This is a genomic window from Rhizobium sp. ARZ01 (genome assembly GCF_014851675.1).
In the GTDB taxonomy this organism is placed as follows: domain Bacteria; phylum Pseudomonadota; class Alphaproteobacteria; order Rhizobiales; family Rhizobiaceae; genus Mycoplana.
In genome coordinates this window covers 1,812,798-1,835,330 of record NZ_JACVAE010000001.1, presented here as the reverse complement: position 1 = coordinate 1,835,330, position 22,533 = coordinate 1,812,798, and the positions used below count along the sequence as shown (strand labels likewise).

Sequence of the window (22,533 nt, the reverse complement as noted above, 5' to 3'; positions counted from 1 at the left end):
ATGGCAGCGGGAGAGCAACTTGTCTTGGTGGAGTCGAGCGGGCTCGAACCGCCGACCTCCGCAGTGCGATTGCGGCGCTCTCCCATCTGAGCTACGACCCCATGAGGCTCAGTACAGCATCAGAAGATCCATCTGGCAATGCGACGAAATAGCATACCATTCCGTCTTGTACCGGAAAACGGCCGGTGCGATCTCGCTCCAGCGCGCTTCCATGAGCTTCATCGCGGTTCTTGTTCGTAATTGCCGCCAGTTTTAGGCAGCCGAGTGTCTGTCATGGACGCACCTGCGCCAGGGTGGAGGCGGGGCCGAGGCCCCGCTGCTTTGCGAGTTTAACCGTTGGGCCCCGGTTTCGGTTCCGGATCCGGTTCAGGCTGCGGTTTCGGTTCCGGTTTCGGATCCGCCGGACTAACAACCCTTGGACTGCGGTCAGATGACCTGCTTTCGTAAAACGGTTTCCAGCTATCCTTGTTGGAACTGCATCCTGCGAGTGCCGCACCTCCCGCAAGCATCGCGGCTAACGCCAGTCGTGAGGCACTCTTGAAATTGAGATCTACAAGTTTCTTCATTATTCCTTGCTCATTGCTACTTTGAGTATCCAGACGCTCTAGCGTGTGGTCGCGAGCAAGTAAATATAAATCAACCTAAGGGAGATATGCCGGATGGCTGGTGCGTGCTGCCTCTTCCGTGGTGCGGAGCGTGCTTAGCTTCTGGCCATCGCGACATCTGAGGAGTGCTCACAAGCTTTGGCGGAAAGTCTGAATGATCGCGGGCACAGGCGTTGCACCAGACGCGCGCCTGTGTCGCGCGGCTGAGGTCAAGGCCCCTGCATGAACGCCTGCATTTCTTCCAATGTTACTTTGCCATCCTTGTTCGCATCCACGCTGTCAAAGATGCGCTTGTGGACGGCCATGACTTCTTCGAATGACAGGGCGCCGTCTCCATCGGTGTCGGCCACTGCGAACATGATCTTCATCATATGACCGCGCATGGGTCCCATGGGCATTCTGCCCATCATGCCGTGCTGCCCGCCACCCATTGCACCAGGCACCATTTGTGTCTGGTCCGGTTGCTCATCCTGGCCTTGGGCGGTGCTGTCGGACGATTGTGCGAAGGCTGGGGAGGTTGGGCTGATCGATAATATCATGGCAATCGTCGCCACACATGCGAGCTTTGCCGAGGCCATCCTGCAGTCTCCTATCGGTTCAAGACTGCCGGGGCGAGAGCAGTGGAAGATCGACGCTCCGCACACGCAGCCATTTTCGAGATGACACCGAAGAATAGCACATATCGGTGGTGGCTCTTTTTCATTCTGTCGCCGCGCAGTTCGGCGTTCGGCCTGCCGAGGTTCACATTGCTGTTACTGAATGACTGATGCTGCACAAAAGGCCATTTGATGCGTTATCATGCCAAAAGGCGATGGTGATGCAAATGAAGATGTTTGCTGTTATCGGCCTTTCGTTGGCAACGGCGTTGTCGAGCGCCGCCCCGGTGGAGGCTTTTCCTTATCTCTTGAGCCAGCGGCTGCAGGTGTCGGATGTTCAGCAGGTGAAGGAGCACCGCCGCTCGCGCGGATGGAGCCGCAACTACAGTGGTCGAAATTGGCGGCGATACGCGGGCAATCGTCGCTACAACAATGGGTACCGCTACAATCGCTACCGTTATGGACACAATCGCCGCTACTACAACAATTATAACGACTACGACGATTTCGGCCTGGTGATCGGTGGGCTGGCTGCAGGCGCAATCATCGGTGGGCTGCTTACCCAGCCATATTATGGCGGCTACTACGGGCCCAGTTATTACGGACCGAGTTACTATGGGCGAAGTTACTACGGGCAAGGCTACTACGCGCCACGGTATTACGGTGGCTACTACGGCGCGACTGGTCATTCCTCCTGGTGTTACGCGCGCTATCGCTCGTATAGGGCATACGATAACACGTTCCAGCCATACTACGGGCCGCGCCGGCAGTGCATTTCGCCCTACAGGTAAGAAAACATTGCACGAAACGACTTGAGCACTAGGGGACTTGTTTTGAACACATTGCACCCCTACATACCGGTCATCAGCCTCGCTGGTTGAGCGTGACGCAGAATCTGCGAATGCTCGCGAGGCTAAGTCACTCCCGATCCTTGACCACGGATGTACTGGCAGGGAGAGGCGACGTGACATAAGAAGGTCGGTGCGATTTCGCCCCGGCCTTTTTCATTTTTGGCGCCATTGTCTCGGCTGCTGCGGGAGCCACGCGAAATCAAGCGACGTTAGCCTGGCGCTGCTCATCCGCGGAAGCCGATGATCTGTCGAGGCCGCGCTGGAAAAGTGCAGCAATGAGGTCAGACTGCGTAATGATGCCGACGACGTGATTGCTTTCATCGACCACCGGCATGTGGTGGAGACCCATATCGGTCATCGGCGGGACGAGCTTGGCAATCAGCGTCTCGGGCAGCGCAGATTGCACCCGCCTGGTCATGATATCGGCGACAACATGCGGCTTCGCCGGGCGGCCGCCAAGCACGAGGCGAACCTTGTCCCCGAAGCCGAAGCGCAAGCTGCCATTGCTGCCGAGAACAGAGTGCTGCATGAAGTCGGTCTGTGTGATGATCCCGACCAGGCCGTCGGCGTCGGTCACCACCGGCAGCGCCTTGATCCGATGTGCTAGCAGTAGCGCCCAAGCGTCCCGCAGAGAATCCTGGGGCGATACGGTTGCGACGTCGCGCGACATGACCTGCGAACAGGTGATCTCGCCCGAGCGGCGGTTGTAGGCCCTGATCTGCGCCTGGTGAAGAAACTCGTCCAGCACATCGGGGCTCACGTCCAGCACCTCGTCGTATTGCGCAAGCACCGCTTGCAGGTCGTCCGGCACGACGCCGATACGCTGCGTGGGAACGGGATCGGCGGTGCGATGCGGATTTGCCGGGGCCGCGGGCGCCAGATGCGGATAGCGGCGGCCGGTCGCGTTGTTGAAGAGGAGCGCCACGGCCAGGAGCAGGGCGGAGTTGATGCCGACGGGCGTCAGCACGAACCAGTAGCCGGCTTCGTGGACAGCGGGGCCGCCGAGGACGGCGGTCAGCGCCACTGCGCCGCTAGGCGGGTGCAGGCAGCCAAGCAGCATCATGGTGGCGATGGCCAGTGCCACAGCGAGGGCCGCGGCGATGATCGGGTCGCCGATGAAAAGTGCGCAGGTCACACCGATAACGGCGGCGACGGTGTTTCCTCCGAGGATCGACCAGGGCTGGGCGAGGGGACTTGCGGGCGCGGCAAAGAGCAGGACCGCAGAGGCGCCCATTGGTGCGATCAGCAACGGCAGGCTGATGCTGGAGCCGAGGGTCATCGTGCTGACGAAGCCAGTCAGTAGAATGCCGATCAGTGCGCCCACGGAGGAACGAAACCGCTCGATCGGGCTGACGGGAGCAATGGCGGGGACCAATCGCTTCAGGAAGGTGACGGCCTTGAACATGAAAACCCGTGCGAATGCACATTTGCCAGGAAATTGGTGCGCCTCGATAGCATGTTGCCCGCAAGACAGGCACGCAAAACTGACCTAAAAAAAGCGCTTAGGCTGAAAAATATACATATGGCAAATCTGGTCGGGCGTTGGATCGCGCCAGATTACGGTCGACGAGCGTCAACTGCCGATCGTTGTCGAGATCAATCGCTTCAGTTCTCCGCCAGACTAAAGGGGCGCGACCGGCGGGGCAGCGTCAACTTTGTTTGACGTACTGCCGCCAGCTGTGCTTCGGCTGGAAGCCGAGCACGGCCCTGGCCTTATGGTTGGAGAGTAGTGTCTCGAATTCGCCGAGATCGTGTTTCAGCGGCACGCCTGGATAGAAGCGTTCGATCAGTTCCCGGGTCGACAGGTCCGACGAAGTGTCGTCGTTGGCAGCATTGAAGACCTGGAAGCCGAGGCCGCTCTTTTCGATCGCAAGTGCGGTGATCTGCCCGAGGTCGCGGGCGTCGATGTAGCTCCAGGTGATCCGCTTCCGGAAGCCCGGATCGGCGAACCATTTCGGGAACAGTTCATACTCGTGCGGCTCAATAACATTGCCGATGCGCAGTGCGTAGATGTCAAAGCCGCTTCGTAGCGCAAAGGCTCGGGCGGTCTTCTCGTTGATGACCTTGGAGAGCGCGTAGCTGTCCATCGGATCGACGTCATAGTCTTCGTCCAGCGGGAAATAGGCGGGGCTGCGCGGTTCATTGGCGAAGACCAGCCCATAGGTGGTTTCGCTGGAGGCGATCACGATCTTGCGGATGCCGAGCTTCACCGCCGCCTCAATGACGTTGTAGGTGCCGAGCGCATTGATGCGGAACAGCTCGTTGTCGGGCGTGATCATGATGCGCGGGATGGCAGCAAAATGGACGACAGCGTCCACCGGCTGGGGCCGGAGCGACGGATCGAACTCGTGCAGGCCCATATAGCTGGAAAGAGCGTTGAAGACCTGGCCGCTGTCGGTAATGTCGGTGATCAGGGTGCGAACCTTGGGATTGTCGAGCGGTTTGGTATCGAGGTTGAGGACCTGATAGCCTTGCTCGACGAGATACTGCACGACGTGTCGTCCCGCCTTGCCGCTGCCGCCCGTGAACATGACGCGCTTCATCATCGCATGACCTCCCAGTTCTAGCGATCACAGGAAACCAATATCGCCGTTGGAGCAACCGCCAAAAACGGGGCGCCGCAGGAGCAGCGCCCCGTGTCGTCTGTCACTTCTGGATGCAGGTATCGACCGTGTCCTTGGTGCATTCGTCGAGCCCGGTAAAGACCGGATCGTCGACCGGTTTGCCCGCGATCAGGTCGAGCATCACCGTCGGCGCTTTGTAGCCCATCTCGAACGGCCGCTGGCCGACGAGAGCGGTAACGAGGCCTTCCTTGGCGATCGCCACTTCATCGCCGATCGTATCGGCCGCGCCGATGACGAACTCGTTCTTGGCGATCTTGTCGGCCATCGGCTTGAACAGGTCGCGGTAGGGCTGCGGGGCGCCGAACAGCGGCCAGCCACCCATGATGCCGAAGGCGTCGAGATCCGGGTTGGCGGCGAGGATGTCGGTCATCGCCTGTACCCCCTGGGCGCCGTTGTCATTGGTGAAGACGGGGCAGCCGGCCACTTCCGTCCAGCCGCCTTCGCCCTTCAGTTCGGCCAGTCCCTTCTGCCCGGTCAGCGTGTCGCGCATGCCCTGCGCGCGGCGCAGGATGTTGTCGGCGCCCGGGTTGCCCTCGATTGTGCAGATCTTGCCGCCATCGGGCTTGGCCTTCTTGATGTAGTCGCCGATCCGGGCCCCCATCAGATAGTTGTCGGTGCCGAGATAGGTCTTGCGCAGCGCCGAGTCCTCGGTGGCGAGATCGGCATCGAGCGTCATGACGGGAACAGACGGGTTGGCGGTTTTGAGCGTCTGGGCGATCAGCTTGGCATTGGACGGCGAGATCGCGATCGCCGCTGTGCTGGCCTTGCCCAGCATGTCCTGGACGATCTGCGCCTCGCCGGCTTCGTCGGAGGTCGATGCCGGTCCCGTATAGAAGCATTCGTATTCGGAGCCGGCATTCTCCTTGTTCCATTTCTGGCAGCCCTGGTTGATCGCCTCGAAGAACGGATTGTCGAGCCCCTTCACGACGATCACGAGTTGCTTCTTTTCCTGGGCTGCGGCCTGGCTGGCGACAACTGCCAGCGCCGCGACTGCAAGCAATAATGCCTTCCTCATAGGTTCCTCCCATTGAAACAGGCGGGCAATGCGTGCCCGCCACACGATCAACCCGGATACCAGACGATGCGAGGGTCATCTTGCGAACGCTCGTATTGCCAGGCCGAGTCAATGAGCATTTCGAGATTGTAGCGCGGACTCCAGTTCAGGAGATATTTCGCCTTGCTGTTGTCCATCCAGTTGGAGTGGTAGCGGCTTGGTATGTCGACATGGCCGAGGCCGCGGGTGCGGGCCAGATGGGCCGCCACCTCACCATAGTCGACTGGTCGGTCCATGCAGATGTTGAAAAGCTGGCCATGTGCCAGCGGATTGTCGATCGACGCCTTCATGGCGGCAACAAGATCGTCGACATGAACGAAATTGCGTTTCAGCGGCCGTCCATCGGCATCGCGCAGAAGCGGTGCGGTTCCATCGCGGGCGTAGCGTTCCGCATCCGCCCGAGGAACGAGCGTCTTCCAGTCAGGGCCGCCGAACACATCATCCCCGAACGAGAGCGAAAACTTGAAGTCATCCTTTTCCATGATCCATGGTGCGCGCAGGCAGCAGCCGTTGATGCCGTACTGGATGACATACTGCTCCAGCATCACCTCCTCGAGCACTTTCGAGAGTGCATAGCAGCCCGGATAGGCCCTATGCGGCGTCTGTTCGGTGATTGGCCCATTGTGGTGATGGAAGAAATGCCCGACTGAAGCGTCGCCGCCGATCAGAATGAACTGTCGCGCTGTCGGGCTGGACCGGAACGCTTCGAGGAGCCAGAACAGCCCCTTGACGGTGACATCCATCACGTCGTCAGGCGTTTCCTTGCAGGTGGCGAGATGGACGACATGGGTGACGCCGGCAAGCGCTCTGGCGACGGTTTCGCGATCGGAGATGGAGCCGCGCACAACGCTGATGCGCCCGGTTTCTTCGAGCAAACGGTTGTGACACAGCGCGCGGATGCGCGCTTCGGGAAACCGCGGCTCGTCGAGCAGGCTCGCGATGAAGTGCTGCCCGACCTTGCCCGTTGCTCCGGTCACAAGGATCAGCATGCTTGCCCTCCACCTACAGCTAATATCCACTCGCTTCGGGCGTCAACTTCTATTTGTCATACTATATTAATATTAAATGCTGTGGTCTGCTTCCTCGGTTGTATGATTGACGCCTTTAAAAGCGTTTGCCTAAATACTCCTTATCGCTTCCGGGAGGAAATCAGAAGCGAGATCGCAGGACTTGCCGATCCGGGGCAGGCGGCGAACCGAGGATTTCCGGGAGGCTGGACACGGGTGGCCGTACTCGAGCTCAACAGCATCTCCAAACATTTCGGCGCCATCCAGGCGGTCAGCGATGTTTCGCTGTCACTTGAGGCGGGGCAGGTGGTTGGCCTGATGGGCGACAACGGTGCAGGAAAGTCGACGCTGGTGAAAATGATCGCCGGCAACTTCCGGCCAAGCGGCGGCACCATGCGGCTTGATGGCCGGGAGATCGTCCTTCATCGCCCATTGGATGCGCGCCGCCACGGGATCGAGATCGTGCACCAGGACCTGGCCCTGTGCGACAACCTGACGGCGGCGGCGAACGTCTTCCTCGGTCGCGAACTGCGCCGCGGCCTAGGCCCGCTCAGCGTTCTCGACTACCGGACGATGTATCGGCGGGCGGGTGCGCTATTCAAGGATCTGAAATCCGAAACCCGCCCGCGCGATGTGGTCCGAAAAATGTCTGGTGGGCAGCGACAGGCGGTAGCGATCGCCCGCACCATGCTGTCGGAGGCGAAGATCGTGTTGATGGACGAGCCGACGGCTGCCATTTCCGTGCGGCAGGTGGCGGAAGTCCTGAACCATATCGGGCATCTGCGCGACCGCGGCATTGCTGTCGTGCTAATCAGCCATCGCATGCCTGATGTCTTTGCCGTCGCCGATCGCGTGGTCGTCATGCGGCGTGGTCGGAAGGTGGCGGACAAGCCGATCACATTCAGTTCGCCGGAGGAGGTCACCGGGCTCATCACCGGTGCGATAGAAATGGTATGATTGGACTGCTCTCGGCAGGTAAAAGGAACGAGGTCGAGAATGGCGATTACCCTTGACCAGACATTGGAGCAGAAGCAGAAGTCGGTGGTGGCCTCCATACTGGGCCATCAGACCTTCTGGGTGCTGGTAGCCGTCATCCTGGCCTCCATCTTTCTCTCCTTCGCCACGGATGCGTTCGCGACGTCGACGAACCTCTACAACATCACCCGCAACGTAACCTTCGTCGCCATCATCGCGCTCGGCATGACGTTGGTCATCATCACCGGCGGCATCGACCTGTCCGTGGGGTCGGTCTTGTGTCTTTGCAGCATGATCCTGGCCGTCGTCATGCATGCCGGTTACGGGATTGGGGTTGGAATTGCCGCATCGCTTGCCACCGCTCTGGCGATCGGGGCGTTCAACGGCGTGCTGATCGCCTATCTCAATTTTCCGCCATTCGTCGTGACGCTCGGCATGCTGTCGATCGCGCGCAGCCTGGCGATGGTGGCATCCAACAACACTGTCGTTTTCCAATTCGGTCCCGATCACGACAAGCTGCTGGCGCTCGGTGGCGGTGCCTGGTTCCTCGGTATCGCCAATCCCGTGCTCTTCATGATCGCCCTGGCGCTGCTCACCGGTTTCGTGCTGCGCTGGACGCGCTTCGGCCGCTATCTCTTCGCGATCGGCGGCAACGAGCATGCTGCCACGCTAACCGGCGTGCCGGTCCGCAAGATCAAGGTCGCCGTCTACATGATCTCGGCACTCTCGGCCGGGATCGCCGGCATCATCCAGACCGGCTGGCTCGGCGCTGTGACAACCAATATCGGCGCCGGAATGGAACTGCAGGTTATCGCCGCAGCCGTCATCGGCGGTGCCAATCTCGCCGGCGGCACCGGCACAGCGTTCGGTGCGCTCGTCGGCGCGGCTCTGATCGAGGTGATCCGCAACAGCCTCGGACTGCTCGGCATCAATGCCTTCTGGCAGGGCACCTTCATCGGCGGCGCGACGATCCTAGCTGTGCTGTTCGACCGGATCCGCAACTTCCGCCAGAGCGAGTAATTCTCAGAAATAGTCGCTCAGATTCTTGCGGCCAGCTTCATCAACTGCTTTCGAAACACAACGGCAAGAGCGATCACGCAGACAAATGCTGCGACTGCTACAAAGAGGTGGTGTGGTAGTGGAAGCCGACCGAGCAGTTGCTCGAATCCTTGCCCAGCAAAGTATCCAAGGGCCGTGAAGAGGGGACCCCAGAGCAACGCTGCCACCGCATTCAGGAGCACAAACTTCGCAGCCGGTATCTGCGACGCGCCGATCGCAACGGGACTGACGGTTCGCATCCCATAGATGAAGCGGAAGGCAAAGACGAAGCCGGTCGGATGGCGCTCCAAAAGATGACTTACTGATGAGATCGTCGGCCTTGCAAGCACACGCCGGACCGCCGGATAAGAACGCGCATGGCGTCCGGCAAGGAAAAACAACTGGTCTGCGGCGAACGATCCGAGTGTGGCAGCAAGCGCTGTGGGCCAGAATGGCAACAACTGACGGTGTGAAAGAATGCCGCCGAGGAAGACGACGGTTTCCCCCTCGATACCAGCACCGAGGAAGATGGCCAGAAGTCCGTATTTCTCGATCAGGAGTTCGATGGACACCGCCATGGCTCCGTTACAATTGGGATCAATTCCTCGGGAAGCTTCTCTACCCCTCCACGATGAGTATCAGATAGGTGATGAACAACATCAGATGCACCGCACCCTGCATGAGATTCGTTCTGCCGCTGGCGAAGGTGATCATGCTGACCGCCAGCGTCAGAACAAGCATGATGGTCTCCGTTCGTCCCAGGCCAAGGACGATGCCGTGGCCGCTCAGATGGCTGATCGCCAGCATCGCAGGGACGGTCAGGCCGATTGTTGACAGCACGGAACCCAGGAAGATGTTGACAGCGCGCTGGAGTTGGTTGGCGAGGGCGGCGCGGACCGCGCTGATCGCCTCCGGTGTTGCCACCAGAACGGCCATGACGACGCCACCAAGTGCCGCAGGTGCGCGCAGGGTTTCAACGACATAGTCGACCGGCCTGGCGAAGTGTTCCACCAGATAGACGACCGGTACTATGTAGGCGACGAGCAGGGCGATATGGAGCGCCAGCGGCTCATCGGAAGGTGCGTGCGAAGGCGTTTCGTCAGGGGCGCCCCGCTGCTTGAAGTAGATCCTGTGACGGCCGGTCTGGAGCAGCAGGAAGGTGCCGTACAGTCCCACCGATGTAAGGATGAGAACGCGCTGGTGCGTCAACGTAAGCCCCGGACCTAACGAGTCAGCCGTGAATTCGGGCAGGATCAGGCTCAGGGTTGCGAGCGGCACGATAAGGCCGAGATAGGCGTTGGCCCCTTGAAGATTGTATCGCTGCTCCGGACGCCGCCATGCGCCGAGCAAAAGCGACAAGCCGACCATCCCGTTGAGAATGATCATGACGACGGCAAACAACGTGTCCCGCACGAGCGTCGGATTGTTCTCGCCGTGGAACATGACGGCCGAGATCGCGACGACTTCGATCGTGGTGATCGTTAAGGTCAGGATCAGCGTTCCGTACGGCTCCCCCAGCCGCTCGGCGAGTTCCTCCGCGTGCCGGGCAACGCACAGCGCGGATCCGAGGATGATCAAGAACAACCAGAAGAACAGGAGGCCGAGCCCCACTGGATGGACCAGCAAAGATGAAAGCCGGTCGCCATAGGCGAAAAACAGCAGCGCTGTGACGACGCTAAACGGGAGGAGCCGCTCCTGTCGGGCAAGGCGCACGAGGTTGCGCGGTCTCGATTGCGCTTCCATGGTCATGGTCCCACCGTCTCATGGTTGCCAGCGGAGTGAGCACCTTACCCTAAAATTCGCTCCAGGATCATGTCTGCGATGGAATTGCCGAAGTCGCGGCGGGTGAGGGGGCGTTGCAGACGTGCGGCGTGCGGCCGGTGCCGGTATCGGTGGCGGCGGAGCTCCGGTTGCGCAGGATGGTTCGCCACAAACCTGGAAAGAAGGAATAGTCGAGCACATCCCGCAGTGCCACAGACCGACGGGGATAACCTTCGCGGGCAAAGCCGATGACAGCGTTGGAGCGGACCGTCACGCTGCGTCGATCATGCTGTCAGGTGGATGCCGAGGAAGGGCAGATCTGGGTCTGGGATGGGATAGGCCAGGTGGTTTACGAACCAGTTCTTGCTGTCCGGAAGCTGGTAGTACTGGCCACGAAACGGAACGCTGTATCGAGCAGCCCGTAGTTTCTGCGGGTTGAAAGCTCAACCGCCCGGGCGGCTGAGAATGAACAGCACGGGAAAGATCATGACGGTCGCGACGATTGCAGCCAGCATCGCCGAGGGTGAACCGAAGAGCACGAACAAGGCATAGCTTGCGACGATCAGTGCAACTGACGTGGATTTTGCTCGTGTAGAGATCGCTCCATTCTCACGCCAGCGCCGCAACGTGTCGCCGAAGAGAGGGTGGTTGAGGAGCCAATGCTCGAAGCGAGGCGACGAGCGGGCAAACAGACCTGCCGCCAGCAGCAGGAAAGGCGTCGTCGGCAGGAGGGGCAAAAACACGCCGGCAATCGCAAGCGCGACCATCAGCCAGCCTAGGCAAAGACAGAGGATCCGCAGCGGCAGATTCATTTGCAATACCCGTTTCATATTGAGTGTCACTTATCATGCTTGTGTGATCACCGACAGTTGCGCGACCCCGAATTGTCGAAAAGTCCTCCATTTCCGACGCAAGGCGAACCACGTTAAGCCCGCCTTGCAATTCAGTTTTTCCCGACTACTGTGTTTCTTGGTATAACAAAATAACCGAGCCGTATCGTCAGGAGGATGTCGCATGCGGGTTACGGGAATTCTGGTCGTACTATCCGTGTTGCTTACCATTTCAGCCAATGATCCTGCCCAGGCCCAGCAAGCTCCGGCGGTCGTTGTCGTGCCGGCCAAGATTATGGATATTCGCGAGAGCGTCGATCTTACAGGGCGGCTCGTTGCGATCCAGAAAGTCGACATCCGCGCCCGCGTCTCAGGCTTTCTCCAAGGCATCAACTTCACAGAAGGTCAGAAGGTAACGGCTGGGACCGTTCTCTATCAGGTTGAGGACGGCACTTATGTCGCAGCGGTGCAGGAAATCGAAGGTTCTATCCAGGCGGCACAAGCCCAGCTCGATCTGGCCGTGATCGAACGGGATCGCTCAGTCCGGCTGCTTGCGAGCAAGACGGCTCCTCAGTCGCAGGTCGATATCGCCAAAGCCCAGGTGCTGAAGGCCGAGGCAGATCTCGTGCGGCTGAACGGAACCAAGGCACAGGCCGAGTTGAACCTGTCCTATACGAAAATTACGGCTCCCTTCGATGGAATTGTCGGACTGTCGTCGGTGGACGTCGGAGCTTTGGTCGGACCGGACTCGGGTGCGCTGACGACGGTGACGCGCCTAGATCCTATGTATGCCGAGTTCTCGGTCGCGACAGCGTTGTACCTGACCTATCGCGAGCAGGTTCGACAGGGCAAGGTTTCACCTGGTGCCAATGTGCAGATCATTCTCCCGAATGGAACCGTGTACCCATCGAAGGGGACGATCAATTTCGTTTCAAGTGATGTGTCCCAAGGGACCGACACGGTTACGGTCCGGGCCGAGTTTCCCAATCCCGACGGACTGTTGCTCGACGGTACGTTGGTGCGCGTCATGCTGCAGCAAACCGAAAAACAGGAGGTGCTGGCAGTGCCGGAGGAGGCGGTTCAGCGTGATCAGCAAGGTGCTTATGTGATGGTCGTTGGCCCGGATTCCAAGGTCGAGCTTCGGCGGGTCGATATCTCGCGGTCCGCGCGAGGCGAGTCGGTCGTCGCATCGGGATTGAAAGCGGGGGAAAACGTCATCACCGACGGCGTGGGTAAGGTGCGTCCGGGCATGGTGGTGGATGCGGCGCCTGTGACGGGTGGTTGAGTAATGATTTCTGAGATCTTCATCGACCGACCGCGATTTGCCGGCGTCATCTCCATCGTCCTCACTCTCGCTGGTCTTATCGCGCTGACACAGCTTCCGGTCGCGCAGTTCCCCGACATCGTTCCGCCACAGGTGAGCGTCACGGCGAGCTATCCCGGTGCCGGTGCTGATGTGGTCGAAACGACGGTCGCCCAGCTGATCGAGAGCAAGGTCGTCGGCGTCGACGACATGCTCTACATGAAATCGACCAGCGGTGCCGATGGGTCCTACAATCTTGCCGTCACCTTTGCGGTCGGCACCGATCCCGACATCGCGACCGTCAACGTGCAGAATCGTGTTTCGCTCGCAGAAGCCGGGCTTCCGGCGGAAGTGAAGCAGTCAGGTGTCAGCGTCCGAAAGAAGTCGTCCGCCCTGATGCAGGTGATCGCGATCTACGGCAAGGACAGTCAATTCGACAATCTGTTTCTGTCTAACTATGCCACCATCAATGTGCTCGACACCATCAAGCGGGTCCCGGGCGTCGGCGACGCTTCGCTGTTCGGCGCGCAGGATTATTCGATGCGGCTCATCCTTGACGTGGACCGGATGACCAGCCTGAAGCTGACGCCGACGGATGTGGCCAATGCCTTGCGGGCACAGAACGTTCAGGCGGCGATCGGTCGCATCGGTGCCCAGCCGATGACCGATGATCCGTTGTTCCAGCTCAACATTCAGACCCAGGGGCGCCTCACCGACCCGTCGCAGTTCCAGAATATCGTGCTGCGCGCGGAACCGGACGGTTCGTTTGTGCGTCTTCGCGATGTCGCGAAGGTCGAACTGGGAGCGGCGAGTTCGGATTCCCTGGCCCGGTTCAACGGCAAGCCGGTCGCGATGATCGGCACCTACCAGGCCCCGGGCGTCAATGCACTTGCTGCCGCCCGCGGCGTCAACGAGGCGATGGAACGGCTCTCCAGGAACTTTCCCGCGGGGCTGACGTATGAAGTCTCCTACGATACCGCGCAGTTTGTCCAAGCAAGCGTGGAGAATGTCGAACACACGCTGATCGAGGCCTTCGTCCTCGTCATCATCGTCGTGTTCCTGTTCCTCGGAAACTGGCGAGCAGCGCTGATCCCGCTGCTAGCCGTTCCCGTTGCGCTCATAGGCACTTTCGCGGTCATTCTTGCCTTGGGTTTCTCGCTCAATACGGTGTCGCTCCTCGCTCTGGTTCTCGCGATCGGTATCGTTGTCGATGACGCGATCGTGGTGGTGGAGAACGTCGAGCGGGTGATGGAGGAAAATCCCGGCATGCAGGCGGCTGAAGCCGCGCGGCTTGCCATGGGGGAAATTACGGGCGCAATCGTCGCCATCACACTCGTCCTGCTCTCGGTGTTCGTGCCCGTTGCCTTCATCCCGGGGCTCAGCGGACAGTTGTTTCAGCAATTCGCCGTTGCGGTTTCCGTTTCGATGGTGCTGTCGGCCATCAACGCGCTGACGCTGAGCCCAGCGCTTTGCGCTATCCTGCTGAAGCCGCATCATGGTCCGAAGCGTGGCATCCTTGGCTGGATCTCGCGCGGCATCGACGGTGGGCGGGATGGCTATGTGTATGTCGCAGGGCATATCGCCAGAAGGGCGATCCTAGGCCTTCTGCTGCTCGCAGTGGCGGCTGGTGCTGCCGGATGGCTGTTCCGCATCGTTCCGACGGGTTTCCTGCCTAGCGAAGATCAGGGCATGTATTTCGTCGAAATCCGTTTGCCCGATGGTGCCTCTTTCAACCGCACCGATGCGGTCGTCAAGCGTGTGGAACCAGTGCTGCGGGAGATTGAAGGCGTCGCCAACGTCATCAGCGTGACCGGTTACAGCTTTCTCGATGGCCTTTCTAAATCGAGCAGCGGCTTTGCTGTGGTAACGATGAAGCCTTTCGCAGAACGCACAAGTGCTACGGCATCCGTCGATGCGGCAGTTGCCACGACGATGGCCAAGGGAGCGGCGATCCGCGAGGCGCAGATTTTCGCCTTTAACCTGCCGCCGATCATGGGCCTGGGGACCGGTTCCGGTTTCGAATACCAATTGCTCGACCTGCAGGGGCGATCTCCGGCCGATCTGGCGGCCACGGCGCGAGGGCTGATCATTGCCGCCAACCAGAACCCGTTACTCGGGCCGACCTTCACGACTTACTCGGCGAGTTCGCCGCAGCTTTATCTTGACCTCGATCGCGACAGGTTGCAGGCGCTGGGGGTATCGGTGAGCGAGCTCTTTGCCACGCTGCAGGGCACGCTCGGTTCCTACTACATCAATGATTTCAACATGTTTGGTCGGAGTTGGCGCGTCACGATGCAGGCTGCGCAGGCCGACCGGCGCTCGGTTGCCGACATATCGAGGCTGCATGTGCGAAACGCGTCTGGTCAGATGGTTCCGGTCGCGTCGGTCGCGCGCGTGAGCTACATCGTCGGTCCGCAATCGATCGTACGCTACAACAACTACCGGTCGATCACGCTGAACGGTCAGCCGGCACCGGGCGTCTCCTCAGGGGCGGCGCTTGTGGCCATGGAGGCCGTCTCGGCGGCAACGCTGCCCCCCGGTTATAGCTATGAATGGACCGGAACCGCCCTGCAGGAACTTGAAGCGGCGGGCAAGACCTCTGTCATTCTCGCCCTTGCTGTGCTGTTCGCCTATCTGTTCCTGGTTGCGCTCTACGAGAGCTGGACAATCCCGATACCTGTCCTGCTTTCAGTGATCGTTGGCGTTGTCGGTGCCCTGGTTTCCATTCTTATCGCCGGCCTGTCGTTCGACATCTACGCGCAGATCGGGCTGGTCGTGCTGATTGCGCTCGCCTCGAAGAATGCGATCCTGATTGTCGAGTTTGCCCAGTTCCGACGGGAGAGGGGGGAAAGCATCATCGATGCGGCGATCGACGGGGCTCGTACCCGCTTCCGCGCGGTGATGATGACGAGCTTCGCCTTCATTGTGGGACTGATACCGCTGGTAACAGCGCAGGGGGCGGGTATGCTCAGCCGCCGGGCGGTGGGCACGGGGGTCGCCGGCGGGATGCTCGCCGCGTCACTGGTGGGAATATTCCTGATCCCCGCACTCTACGTCGTCTTCCAGTGGCTTCGCGAGAGAGCGCACAGGCTGGCCGGAATAGGGCATGCTTCCGCCGTTGATAGCGGGCACCCGGAAGCGACCGCGAGCGCAAGCCGGGACGAGGCTGCGCAATAGCGCCTCGCGTCGAGAGCCCGGCAACACGCGTTTCGTGAGGCGACCGAAGACAGGGCGGTGGGCAATGCCCGCCGCCGACTTGTCGTCTTAGTAGCGGCTCAGCGCGAGGTCCGACGTTTCGATGTCCGGACGGCGGCCGCTGATGATGTCGGCGAGCACACGGCCGGAGCCGCAGGCCATGGTCCAGCCGAGCGTGCCGTGACCGGAGTTGATGAAGAGGTTCTTGAACCGCGTACCGCCGATGACCGGCGTACCGTCCGGCGTCATCGGCCGCAGACCCGACCAGAAGGTAGCCTGCGACTGGTCGCCCGCGCCGCCGAAGAGGTCTTCCACCGAATGCTCCAGTGTTGCGCGGCGCGCCGCCGGCAGATCGTGGCTGAAGCCTGCGATTTCAGCCATGCCGCCGACACGGATCCGGTCGCCGAGACGGGTGATGGCAATCTTGTAGGTCTCGTCCATGATCGTCGAGACGGGCGCGCGGCTCTCGTCCACAATTGGCACGGTGATCGAATAGCCCTTCACCGGGTAAATCGGCGCGTTGAGGCCGAGCGGCTTGATGAGGGCCGGCGTGTAGCTGCCGAGTGCGGTGACGAAAAGGTCGGATTCGACGAGGCCATCGCCGGTTTCGACTGCAACGATGCGATCACCCAGATGCTTCAGCCTGCGAATGTCGACGCCGAACCGGAAGGTGACGCCAAGCGCTTCGGCATGGTTCTGCAGGATGTTGGTGAACTTGAAGCAGTCGCCGGTCTCGTCGTTCGGCAGGCGCAGGCCGCCGACGAACTTCTCCTTGACGCGCGCCAGCCCCGGTTCGGCAACGATGCAGCCGGCCGGATCGAGTACCTCGAACGGCACGCCGTCAGCGCGCAGCACTTCCACGTCCTTGCCGATGCCGTCCAACTGCTTCTGTGTGCGGAACAGTTGAAGCGTTCCCTGCGTACGGTGGTCGTAAGTGATGCCGATGTCCTCGCGAAGCGCAATCAGGCAATCGCGGCTGTATTCGGCAAGGCGGACCATGCGTCCCTTGTTCGTGGCGTAGCGGGCGCTCGTGCAGTTCGCCAGCATGGACATCATCCAGCGCCAGGTGGCGGCATCGGCCATCGGCCGGATGATCAGCGGCGCGTGTTTCATGAACAGCCACTTCACGGCCTTTTGCGGTATCCCCGGCGCCGCCCATGGAGAGGCGTAGCCCGGCGAGATCTCACCGGCGTTGGCGAAGCTCGTCTCCAGCGCGGAGCCGGGCTGGCGGTCGAGTACGGTTACCTCATGACCGGCTTTCGCGAGATAGTAGGCGGTGGTCACGCCGATGACGCCGGCGCCCAGTACTGTGATTTTCATGATTGCCCCATTTATTTCTGTATGCGCGCTCGTGAAGGGTCAGCGATATTCGCGGTGGTAGCGGTCGCCGAGACCCGTCAGAATTTCGTAGGAAATGGTGCCCGCATCTGCCGCGATGGCTTCCAGCGTCTGGTGCGGGCCGATCAGTTCGACCAGGCTGCCGAGCTTCAGCGTGCTCGGCGACAGGGCGCTGACATCGATCGTGATACTGTCCATCGATACCCGCCCGACGATCGGCAGTCGGGTTCCGTTATAGTAGGCGGCCCCCTTGTGGCTGAGGCTGCGCGGAAGCCCGTCCGCATAGCCGGCCGCAATGGTCGCAAGCCGCGTCTCCGTCGTGGTGACGTGTGCGCCGCCATAACCGACGCGGGTACCAGCAGGAACGGTGCGCGTCTGAATCACCCGCACGTCGAGACGCACGACCGGCCGCATGGGGTTGGCGATCGCGTCGGTTGGAGCACCGCCACAGAGGGCAATGCCGGAACGCACCATCGCGCCGTGAAAATTCTCGCCAAGGAAGATGCCGCCGGAATTGGCAAAGCAGAGCGGGAGCGAGGGGAAATGAGCCGAGGCCGCGCGCATTGCCGCGAGCTGATCGGCGTTCTGAATGCAGTCCGACTCGTCGCCGCTTGCGAGATGGCTCATGATGTAGAGGAGATCGATGCTGCCAAGCAGGCCCGGATTGTTCGCAAGCGTTTCGACTTCTTCCGGCGGCAATCCGAGCCGCGACATGCCGCTGTCGATCTGGAGAACAGCGGGAAGGCGAGCGCGGCGCCCGCTTGCTGTCTGCGACCAGTTTTCGACCTGCTCGAGCGAGTTGAGGACCGGGATGATGCCTTCGTCGGCACATGTCCCCTCGGCGCCCGGCTGCAGCCCGTTCAAGACAAAGATCCGGGCGTTGCCGTCGAGGAACGGTTTGACGCGAAGCGCCTCGCCAATGTGCGCGACGAAGAAATCGCGACAGCCGGCTTCGCGCAATGCCGGCGCGACGCGGTTTGCGTCGAGGCCGTAGGCGTTCGCCTTGACCACAGCAGCAACTGGCACCGGTGCTGCACGCTCGACCAATTGACGATAGTTCTGCTGGAGGGCCTTCAGGTCGATCGCAAGGTATCCCGAGGCACCGTCCCGGCTGATGATTTCGCGTGGTTGTGTATTCACTGCCAACTCCCGATATCAGAATAGGCTAGTGAAATGATCGAGCGCTTTCCTTCGAATTATTGCTCTGTTATTGCGTATAGCTAAGACAATTAGAAGTTTGTGCGAAGAGATGAAAGATTCTGCATGAGGGGCCTGGACTCGATCGATCGCAACATCATTCGCCTGCTGCGGCTGAATGCGCGCATCACCAACGCAAAGCTGTCGGAAGAGGTCGGATTGTCACCATCGGCCTGCCTGCGGCGGATCAGCCTGCTTGAGCAATCCGGCATCATTCGCGGCTATACGGCGCTTGTGGGTAACTCCGAAGGCGAGAACCCGATCGCCGTTATCATCAATATCACGCTCGAACGCCAGACCGAGGAACATCTGAACCGTTTCGAGTCTGCCGTGCGGCGGCATCCGGAAATCCAGGAGTGCTACTTGATGACTGGGGGATCGGACTATCTGTTGAGGGTCGAGGTGGAAAACGCCGGCGACTTCGAACGCATCCACAAGGAAATCCTGGCGAAACTGCCGGGGGTCCTGCGCATCCATTCGAGTTTTTCGATCCGCAACATCCTGGCAACGCGGGTCCAACCGCGCTGACGGGGCCAGTTTGATGCGGCGGGGCGGCGTTGCCATCGTGACGTCGCGAGTGGATGCGCTATGCCTTGGTCTCCTCCAGCTTCCTATCTGCCCGGGCAGGGTGGCGTTTCGGTGGGCTGGCGAGCCGGACCAGTTGGAGTCCTCGGGTGAAGAGGCTGTGATCCGGGAGCGGCCGCCCGATGCTGACGATGGTTGAACCCTGCAGGTCCTTCTGAAGGATCGACAAGGCCCGCCTCTGCGCGGGCGGCTCCATGGACTCCAGAACCTCATCAATGAATACCCAGCGAGGCTTGTGCAGCAACAGGCGCGCAAAGGCGAGCAGGCGCTCGTCCTCGTCGCTCAGTTGACGGTCCCAACGCGCTTCGGTGTCGAGTTGGGGGGCAAGCCGCTGGAGGCCGACTCTCGACAAAGCTTCGGTCAGCTGGTTGTCGTTGAAAATGTCGGGTTGGGGGTAGGAGAGAACGTCACGAAGCTTGCCAGGCGGCAGATATGGGGTACGCGGCAGAAACGTGACCGGCTCGTCTTTCGGCAGGCCCACGCGTCCGCTCCCCCACGGCCAGAGGCCGGCCAGTGCGCGGAAGAGGAGGGTCTTTCCGGTCCCCGGATCGCCGGACACGACGATCCGTTCGCCGGGCATGATTTCGACATGGGAGTCGGCCAGTCGGGTGTTGCCGCTCGGCGAGACAACCTCGAGTTCGTCTATCGTCATGCGGTTGCTGTCGTTCAGCGCAAACTCTATGCGCCCCTCGGCATCGTTCAGGGCGTCGGTGCCGACCAGAGCGCTGCGGAAGGAGGTGATCCGGTGGAGGGTCGCGCGCCAATCGGTGATGGCGCCGATGTTGGCGATGAACCAGCGCAGGGAGGTGTGCACCTGGTTGAAGGCGCCGACCGCCATCATCAGTCCGCCGAAGGTGATATGCCCGGCGAAATAGACAGGCGCCGCCACCAGAATTGGGGCGACGACCGTTACCCAGCCGTAGCCGTCGACGACCCAGGCGAGATTGATTTGCGCCCGGAAAATATTCCGCATTGCTGTCAATACGGATCCTAGGTCGTTCTCCAGTCTCTGCCTCTCGCTTCCCTCTCCCCCCGCGAGCGTTATGGAATCGATATGTTCGTTGACGCGCATCATGGTGAAGCGCAGCGCCGCCTCGCGATTGTAGCGCTCGCTATTGAGGCTGATCAGCGGGCGTCCGACGAGCCAACTGAGCCAGGACGCGGAGCCGGCATAGATGATCGCCGCCCAGACCATGTAGCCGGGGATGTCGAAGCTCCGTCCGCCGAGGTGGAAGACGAAGCCGTCCGAGAGCGACCACAGAACGCCGACGAAGGAAAACAGCAGGATCGTCGACTGCAGCAGGCCGAAGGCGAGGTCGGTCGTCAGGTCGGCCAGGTGTCCCGCATCCTCCTGCATGCGCTGGTCCGGATTGACGCCGATCGCACCGGCATTGGCCAGCCTGAAAGCCCGTCGCGGGCGCATCCACTCCGTAATGAGGTCCCTGGTCAGAGCTTCACGCAGCTTGAGGCGAAACATCTGGTTCAGCCATTGTTGCGAGACATTGAACAGGAGAAGAACGCCGGCAATTCCGGCAAAAATGGTCAACTGGTGAAAGAAGGCGTCGGTATCGCGCCGTTCGATTGCGTCGTAGAACGGCTTGTACCATTGGTTCAGCACGATTTGGCCGAGCGCGGTGGCAACGACGACGAGGAAACTGCCGATCGCGATGGCGAGGAGTGTTTTGAACACGGGCGACGCAAGATAGATCCGCCGCATCGTCATCAGCTGTGTCCAGAGGCCCTCGTCTTGCGTTCCAGCTTGCAGTGATGCGGAGCCGTTTTCTGCTGTGACGTTGGCCATTTTCCACATTCCTTTTCCACAAAGAACGTCGCACCTGACGTTTCTCAGGAAAGGCGTCCAATGGCACTGGAACACCCGAAGTCGACGACGGCAAGGCCAGGGGCCGCGCTTCACAGTGGATTGTCGTCTTCGTGAATGCAGATGTTGGTGGTGGAAGTTGAGCTTGCGGTCGGCCTGAAATCCATGCGGGTGAAATGACATTGTTGTGGAGGTTGCGTCCGCCGCGCAATTGATTACATGTGCCGCGAATTCTTCCAGGCGCTGCGCGCTTTCAATCTCAAAAATCTGGAGACTTTCCATGACGACTACCAATCAGGCCTATGGTGACACCACGCTCCTGATCAACGGCGAATGGCGTGGCTCTTCGGACGGCGCTACGATTCCGGTGCTCGATCCGGCCACCGGCGAGGAAATTGGTAAGGTCTCCAAGGCGACGCGCGCCGATCTGGACGCGGTGGTCGCAGCGGCGGACACCGGCTTCAAGGTCTGGAGCGCGGTTTCTGCCTATGAGCGCTCGAAGATCATGCGCCGCGCGGCCGACATCCTGCGCGAGCGCAGGGAACGCATTGCCGTATTGATGACCCGCGAGCAGGGCAAGCCGCTGGCCGAGGCCATGGGCGAGATCGCGGCCGCCAGCGACCTGATCGAATGGTTTGCCGAAGAGGGGCGGCGCACCTACGGCCAGGTGATTCCCGGCCGCAGCCCTAGCGTTTCCCAGACGGCAATCAAGCTGCCCGTCGGTCCGGCGGTCGCCTTCACGCCCTGGAACTTCCCGATCAATCAGATTGTCCGCAAGCTGTCCGGGGCCCTTGCCGCAGGCTGCTCGATCATCGTCAAGGCGCCGGAGGAAACGCCGGCTTCGCCCGCCGAACTGATCCGCGCCTTCGTCGATGCCGGCGTGCCGGCGGGTGTCATTGGGCTCGTCTTCGGTGTCCCGGCCGAGATCTCCGAATACCTGATCGCACATCCCGTCATCCGCAAGATCTCGTTCACTGGCTCGACCCCGATCGGCAAGCAGTTGGCGGCGCTCGCCGGCCTGCACATGAAGCGGGCGACGATGGAGCTCGGTGGTCATGCGCCTGCGATCGTGCTGGAGGATGCCGATGTCGAAAAGGCGGTGAAGGTTCTCGCCTTCTCGAAGTTCCGCAATGCCGGCCAGGTCTGCGTCTCGCCGACGCGCTTCCTCGTCCAGGAGAAGGTGTTCGATCGCTTCCTCGACGGCTTCGTCGAAGCGGCGCGCGCGGTCAAGATCGGCAACGGCTTGGAGGACGGCGTGACGATGGGGCCGCTGGCAAACGAGCGCCGCGTCCCAGCTCTCGAGGCGCTGGTCAACGAGGCGGTTGAGCGCGGCGGCCGCCTGATGACCGGTGGCCGGCGCATCGGCAACAAGGGCAATTTCTTCGAGGCGACGGTTCTCGCCAATGTGCCGACCGACGCGCGCGTAATGAACGAAGAGCCGTTCGGCCCGCTTGCCATCATCAACCCAGTCGCAGACCTTGATGCGGCGATTGAGGAAGCGAACCGCCTGCCGTTTGGTCTTGCCTCCTATGCCTTCACCTCTTCGATCGAAAGCGCACACGCGCTGGCCACGCGCGTCGAGGCGGGCATGACCACGATCAACCACAACGGCCTTGCGCTCCCCGAAGTGCCTTTCGGTGGCATCAAGGATTCCGGCTACGGCAACGAGGGCGGCTCAGAAGCTATCGAAGCCTATCTCGTGACGAAGTTCGTCTCGGTCGCCTGACCGTTCGACACCGCCTGCGGCCGAACAAG

General features: G+C 60.9%; 18 protein-coding genes and 1 tRNA gene. 7 read left to right on the top strand and 12 right to left on the bottom strand.

Annotated features, from left to right (window positions below; translation table 11 throughout):
- Positions 1 to 25: 25 nt before the first annotated feature.
- Together IB238_RS08770 and IB238_RS08765 are read right to left on the bottom strand one after the other, a co-directional pair.
- A tRNA-Ala gene (locus IB238_RS08770) sits at positions 26 to 101 on the bottom strand.
- Between the two features lie 713 nt (positions 102 to 814).
- Positions 815 to 1,183 (bottom strand): EF-hand domain-containing protein, encoded by a 369-nt coding sequence (locus IB238_RS08765; protein ID WP_192245388.1) that lies wholly within the window; start codon positions 1,181 to 1,183, stop codon positions 815 to 817.
- A gap of 239 nt (positions 1,184 to 1,422) precedes the next feature.
- Here IB238_RS08765 and IB238_RS08760 point away from each other — a divergent pair, with 239 nt between their 5' ends.
- Positions 1,423 to 1,992: a BA14K family protein gene (locus tag IB238_RS08760; protein WP_348648215.1), complete on the top strand. Its 570-nt coding sequence runs from the start codon at positions 1,423 to 1,425 to the stop codon at positions 1,990 to 1,992.
- A 259-nt stretch (positions 1,993 to 2,251) separates the two neighbouring features.
- On the opposite strand, the gene IB238_RS08755 is transcribed toward IB238_RS08760, so the two are convergent.
- The 4 genes from IB238_RS08755 to IB238_RS08740 all read right to left on the bottom strand — a co-directional run bounded on the left by IB238_RS08755 (position 2,252) and on the right by IB238_RS08740 (position 6,719).
- Entirely contained in the window at positions 2,252 to 3,457 is a 1,206-nt protein-coding gene (locus tag IB238_RS08755) for an HPP family protein (protein ID WP_192245386.1), read from the bottom strand.
- A gap of 244 nt (positions 3,458 to 3,701) precedes the next feature.
- Positions 3,702 to 4,598 (bottom strand): NAD(P)-dependent oxidoreductase, encoded by an 897-nt coding sequence (locus IB238_RS08750; RefSeq protein WP_192245384.1) that lies wholly within the window; start codon positions 4,596 to 4,598, stop codon positions 3,702 to 3,704.
- Positions 4,599 to 4,698: 100 nt separating this feature from the next.
- On the bottom strand, positions 4,699 to 5,691 hold the full coding sequence (locus tag IB238_RS08745; protein WP_192245382.1) for a substrate-binding domain-containing protein: 993 nt from the start codon (positions 5,689 to 5,691) through the stop codon (positions 4,699 to 4,701).
- Between the two features lie 47 nt (positions 5,692 to 5,738).
- On the bottom strand, positions 5,739 to 6,719 hold the full coding sequence (locus IB238_RS08740; RefSeq protein ID WP_192245381.1) for an NAD(P)-dependent oxidoreductase: 981 nt from the start codon (positions 6,717 to 6,719) through the stop codon (positions 5,739 to 5,741).
- 234 nt (positions 6,720 to 6,953) lie between these two features.
- Here IB238_RS08740 and IB238_RS08735 point away from each other — a divergent pair, with 234 nt between their 5' ends.
- Positions 6,954 to 7,694 carry an ATP-binding cassette domain-containing protein gene (locus IB238_RS08735; protein WP_348648214.1) on the top strand — a complete coding sequence of 247 codons (741 nt, stop codon included), beginning with the start codon at positions 6,954 to 6,956 and terminating at the stop codon, positions 7,692 to 7,694.
- 39 nt (positions 7,695 to 7,733) lie between these two features.
- Positions 7,734 to 8,732, top strand: a complete 999-nt coding sequence (locus tag IB238_RS08730; protein ID WP_192245377.1) for an ABC transporter permease — start codon at positions 7,734 to 7,736, stop codon at positions 8,730 to 8,732.
- 17 nt (positions 8,733 to 8,749) lie between these two features.
- Here the strand turns inward: IB238_RS08730 and IB238_RS08725 are convergent, their stop codons facing one another.
- The 3 genes from IB238_RS08725 to IB238_RS08715 form a co-directional block, all read right to left on the bottom strand.
- Positions 8,750 to 9,322 (bottom strand): DedA family protein, encoded by a 573-nt coding sequence (locus IB238_RS08725; protein ID WP_192245375.1) that lies wholly within the window; start codon positions 9,320 to 9,322, stop codon positions 8,750 to 8,752.
- A gap of 46 nt (positions 9,323 to 9,368) precedes the next feature.
- Positions 9,369 to 10,493 carry a calcium:proton antiporter gene (locus IB238_RS08720; protein WP_246723509.1) on the bottom strand — a complete coding sequence of 375 codons (1,125 nt, stop codon included), beginning with the start codon at positions 10,491 to 10,493 and terminating at the stop codon, positions 9,369 to 9,371.
- Positions 10,494 to 10,954: 461 nt separating this feature from the next.
- Entirely contained in the window at positions 10,955 to 11,311 is a 357-nt protein-coding gene (locus tag IB238_RS08715; RefSeq protein WP_192247533.1) for a YbaN family protein, read from the bottom strand.
- 214 nt (positions 11,312 to 11,525) lie between these two features.
- Here IB238_RS08715 and IB238_RS08710 point away from each other — a divergent pair, with 214 nt between their 5' ends.
- Both IB238_RS08710 and IB238_RS08705 read left to right on the top strand, forming a co-directional pair.
- Positions 11,526 to 12,626: an efflux RND transporter periplasmic adaptor subunit gene (locus tag IB238_RS08710; protein WP_192245371.1), complete on the top strand. Its 1,101-nt coding sequence runs from the start codon at positions 11,526 to 11,528 to the stop codon at positions 12,624 to 12,626.
- Positions 12,627 to 12,629: 3 nt separating this feature from the next.
- A complete protein-coding gene (locus tag IB238_RS08705) occupies positions 12,630 to 15,821 on the top strand; it encodes a multidrug efflux RND transporter permease subunit (RefSeq protein WP_192245369.1) in 3,192 nt (1,063 codons plus the stop codon).
- Positions 15,822 to 15,908: 87 nt separating this feature from the next.
- Here the strand turns inward: IB238_RS08705 and IB238_RS08700 are convergent, their stop codons facing one another.
- A complete protein-coding gene (locus IB238_RS08700) occupies positions 15,909 to 17,159 on the bottom strand; it encodes a D-amino acid dehydrogenase (protein WP_192245367.1) in 1,251 nt (416 codons plus the stop codon).
- Positions 17,160 to 17,198: 39 nt separating this feature from the next.
- Positions 17,199 to 18,317, bottom strand: coding sequence for an alanine racemase (alr, locus tag IB238_RS08695; RefSeq protein ID WP_348648213.1), 1,119 nt, complete (start codon positions 18,315 to 18,317; stop codon positions 17,199 to 17,201).
- Positions 18,318 to 18,440: 123 nt separating this feature from the next.
- Here alr and IB238_RS08690 point away from each other — a divergent pair, with 123 nt between their 5' ends.
- Entirely contained in the window at positions 18,441 to 18,902 is a 462-nt protein-coding gene (locus IB238_RS08690; protein WP_192245363.1) for an Lrp/AsnC family transcriptional regulator, read from the top strand.
- Positions 18,903 to 18,960: 58 nt separating this feature from the next.
- Here IB238_RS08690 and IB238_RS08685 read toward each other — a convergent pair whose 3' ends face one another.
- The gene (locus tag IB238_RS08685; protein WP_192245360.1) at positions 18,961 to 20,760 is read right to left on the bottom strand and encodes an ABC transporter ATP-binding protein/permease; all 1,800 of its coding nucleotides are present in this window, start codon (positions 20,758 to 20,760) and stop codon (positions 18,961 to 18,963) included.
- Positions 20,761 to 21,058: 298 nt separating this feature from the next.
- Between IB238_RS08685 and IB238_RS08680 the strand changes: the two genes are divergently transcribed.
- Positions 21,059 to 22,504, top strand: a complete 1,446-nt coding sequence (locus IB238_RS08680; protein ID WP_192245358.1) for an NAD-dependent succinate-semialdehyde dehydrogenase — start codon at positions 21,059 to 21,061, stop codon at positions 22,502 to 22,504.
- Positions 22,505 to 22,533 lie beyond the last annotated feature (29 nt).

What these genes read in the sequence shown, in the direction of transcription:
- IB238_RS08765 (WP_192245388.1), bottom strand. Translation starts at nt 1,183, where the DNA reads ATGGCCTCGGCAAAGCTCGCATGTGTGGCGACGATTGCCATGATATTA.
- IB238_RS08760 (WP_348648215.1), top strand. Translation starts at nt 1,423, where the DNA reads ATGCAAATGAAGATGTTTGCTGTTATCGGCCTTTCGTTGGCAACGGCG.
- IB238_RS08755 (WP_192245386.1), bottom strand. Translation starts at nt 3,457, where the DNA reads ATGTTCAAGGCCGTCACCTTCCTGAAGCGATTGGTCCCCGCCATTGCT.
- IB238_RS08750 (WP_192245384.1), bottom strand. Translation starts at nt 4,598, where the DNA reads ATGATGAAGCGCGTCATGTTCACGGGCGGCAGCGGCAAGGCGGGACGA.
- IB238_RS08745 (WP_192245382.1), bottom strand. Translation starts at nt 5,691, where the DNA reads ATGAGGAAGGCATTATTGCTTGCAGTCGCGGCGCTGGCAGTTGTCGCC.
- IB238_RS08740 (WP_192245381.1), bottom strand. Translation starts at nt 6,719, where the DNA reads ATGCTGATCCTTGTGACCGGAGCAACGGGCAAGGTCGGGCAGCACTTC.
- IB238_RS08730 (WP_192245377.1), top strand. Translation starts at nt 7,734, where the DNA reads ATGGCGATTACCCTTGACCAGACATTGGAGCAGAAGCAGAAGTCGGTG.
- IB238_RS08720 (WP_246723509.1), bottom strand. Translation starts at nt 10,493, where the DNA reads ATGGAAGCGCAATCGAGACCGCGCAACCTCGTGCGCCTTGCCCGACAG.
- IB238_RS08710 (WP_192245371.1), top strand. Translation starts at nt 11,526, where the DNA reads ATGCGGGTTACGGGAATTCTGGTCGTACTATCCGTGTTGCTTACCATT.
- IB238_RS08705 (WP_192245369.1), top strand. Translation starts at nt 12,630, where the DNA reads ATGATTTCTGAGATCTTCATCGACCGACCGCGATTTGCCGGCGTCATC.
- IB238_RS08700 (WP_192245367.1), bottom strand. Translation starts at nt 17,159, where the DNA reads ATGAAAATCACAGTACTGGGCGCCGGCGTCATCGGCGTGACCACCGCC.
- IB238_RS08690 (WP_192245363.1), top strand. Translation starts at nt 18,441, where the DNA reads ATGAGGGGCCTGGACTCGATCGATCGCAACATCATTCGCCTGCTGCGG.
- IB238_RS08685 (WP_192245360.1), bottom strand. Translation starts at nt 20,760, where the DNA reads ATGGCCAACGTCACAGCAGAAAACGGCTCCGCATCACTGCAAGCTGGA.
- IB238_RS08680 (WP_192245358.1), top strand. Translation starts at nt 21,059, where the DNA reads ATGACGACTACCAATCAGGCCTATGGTGACACCACGCTCCTGATCAAC.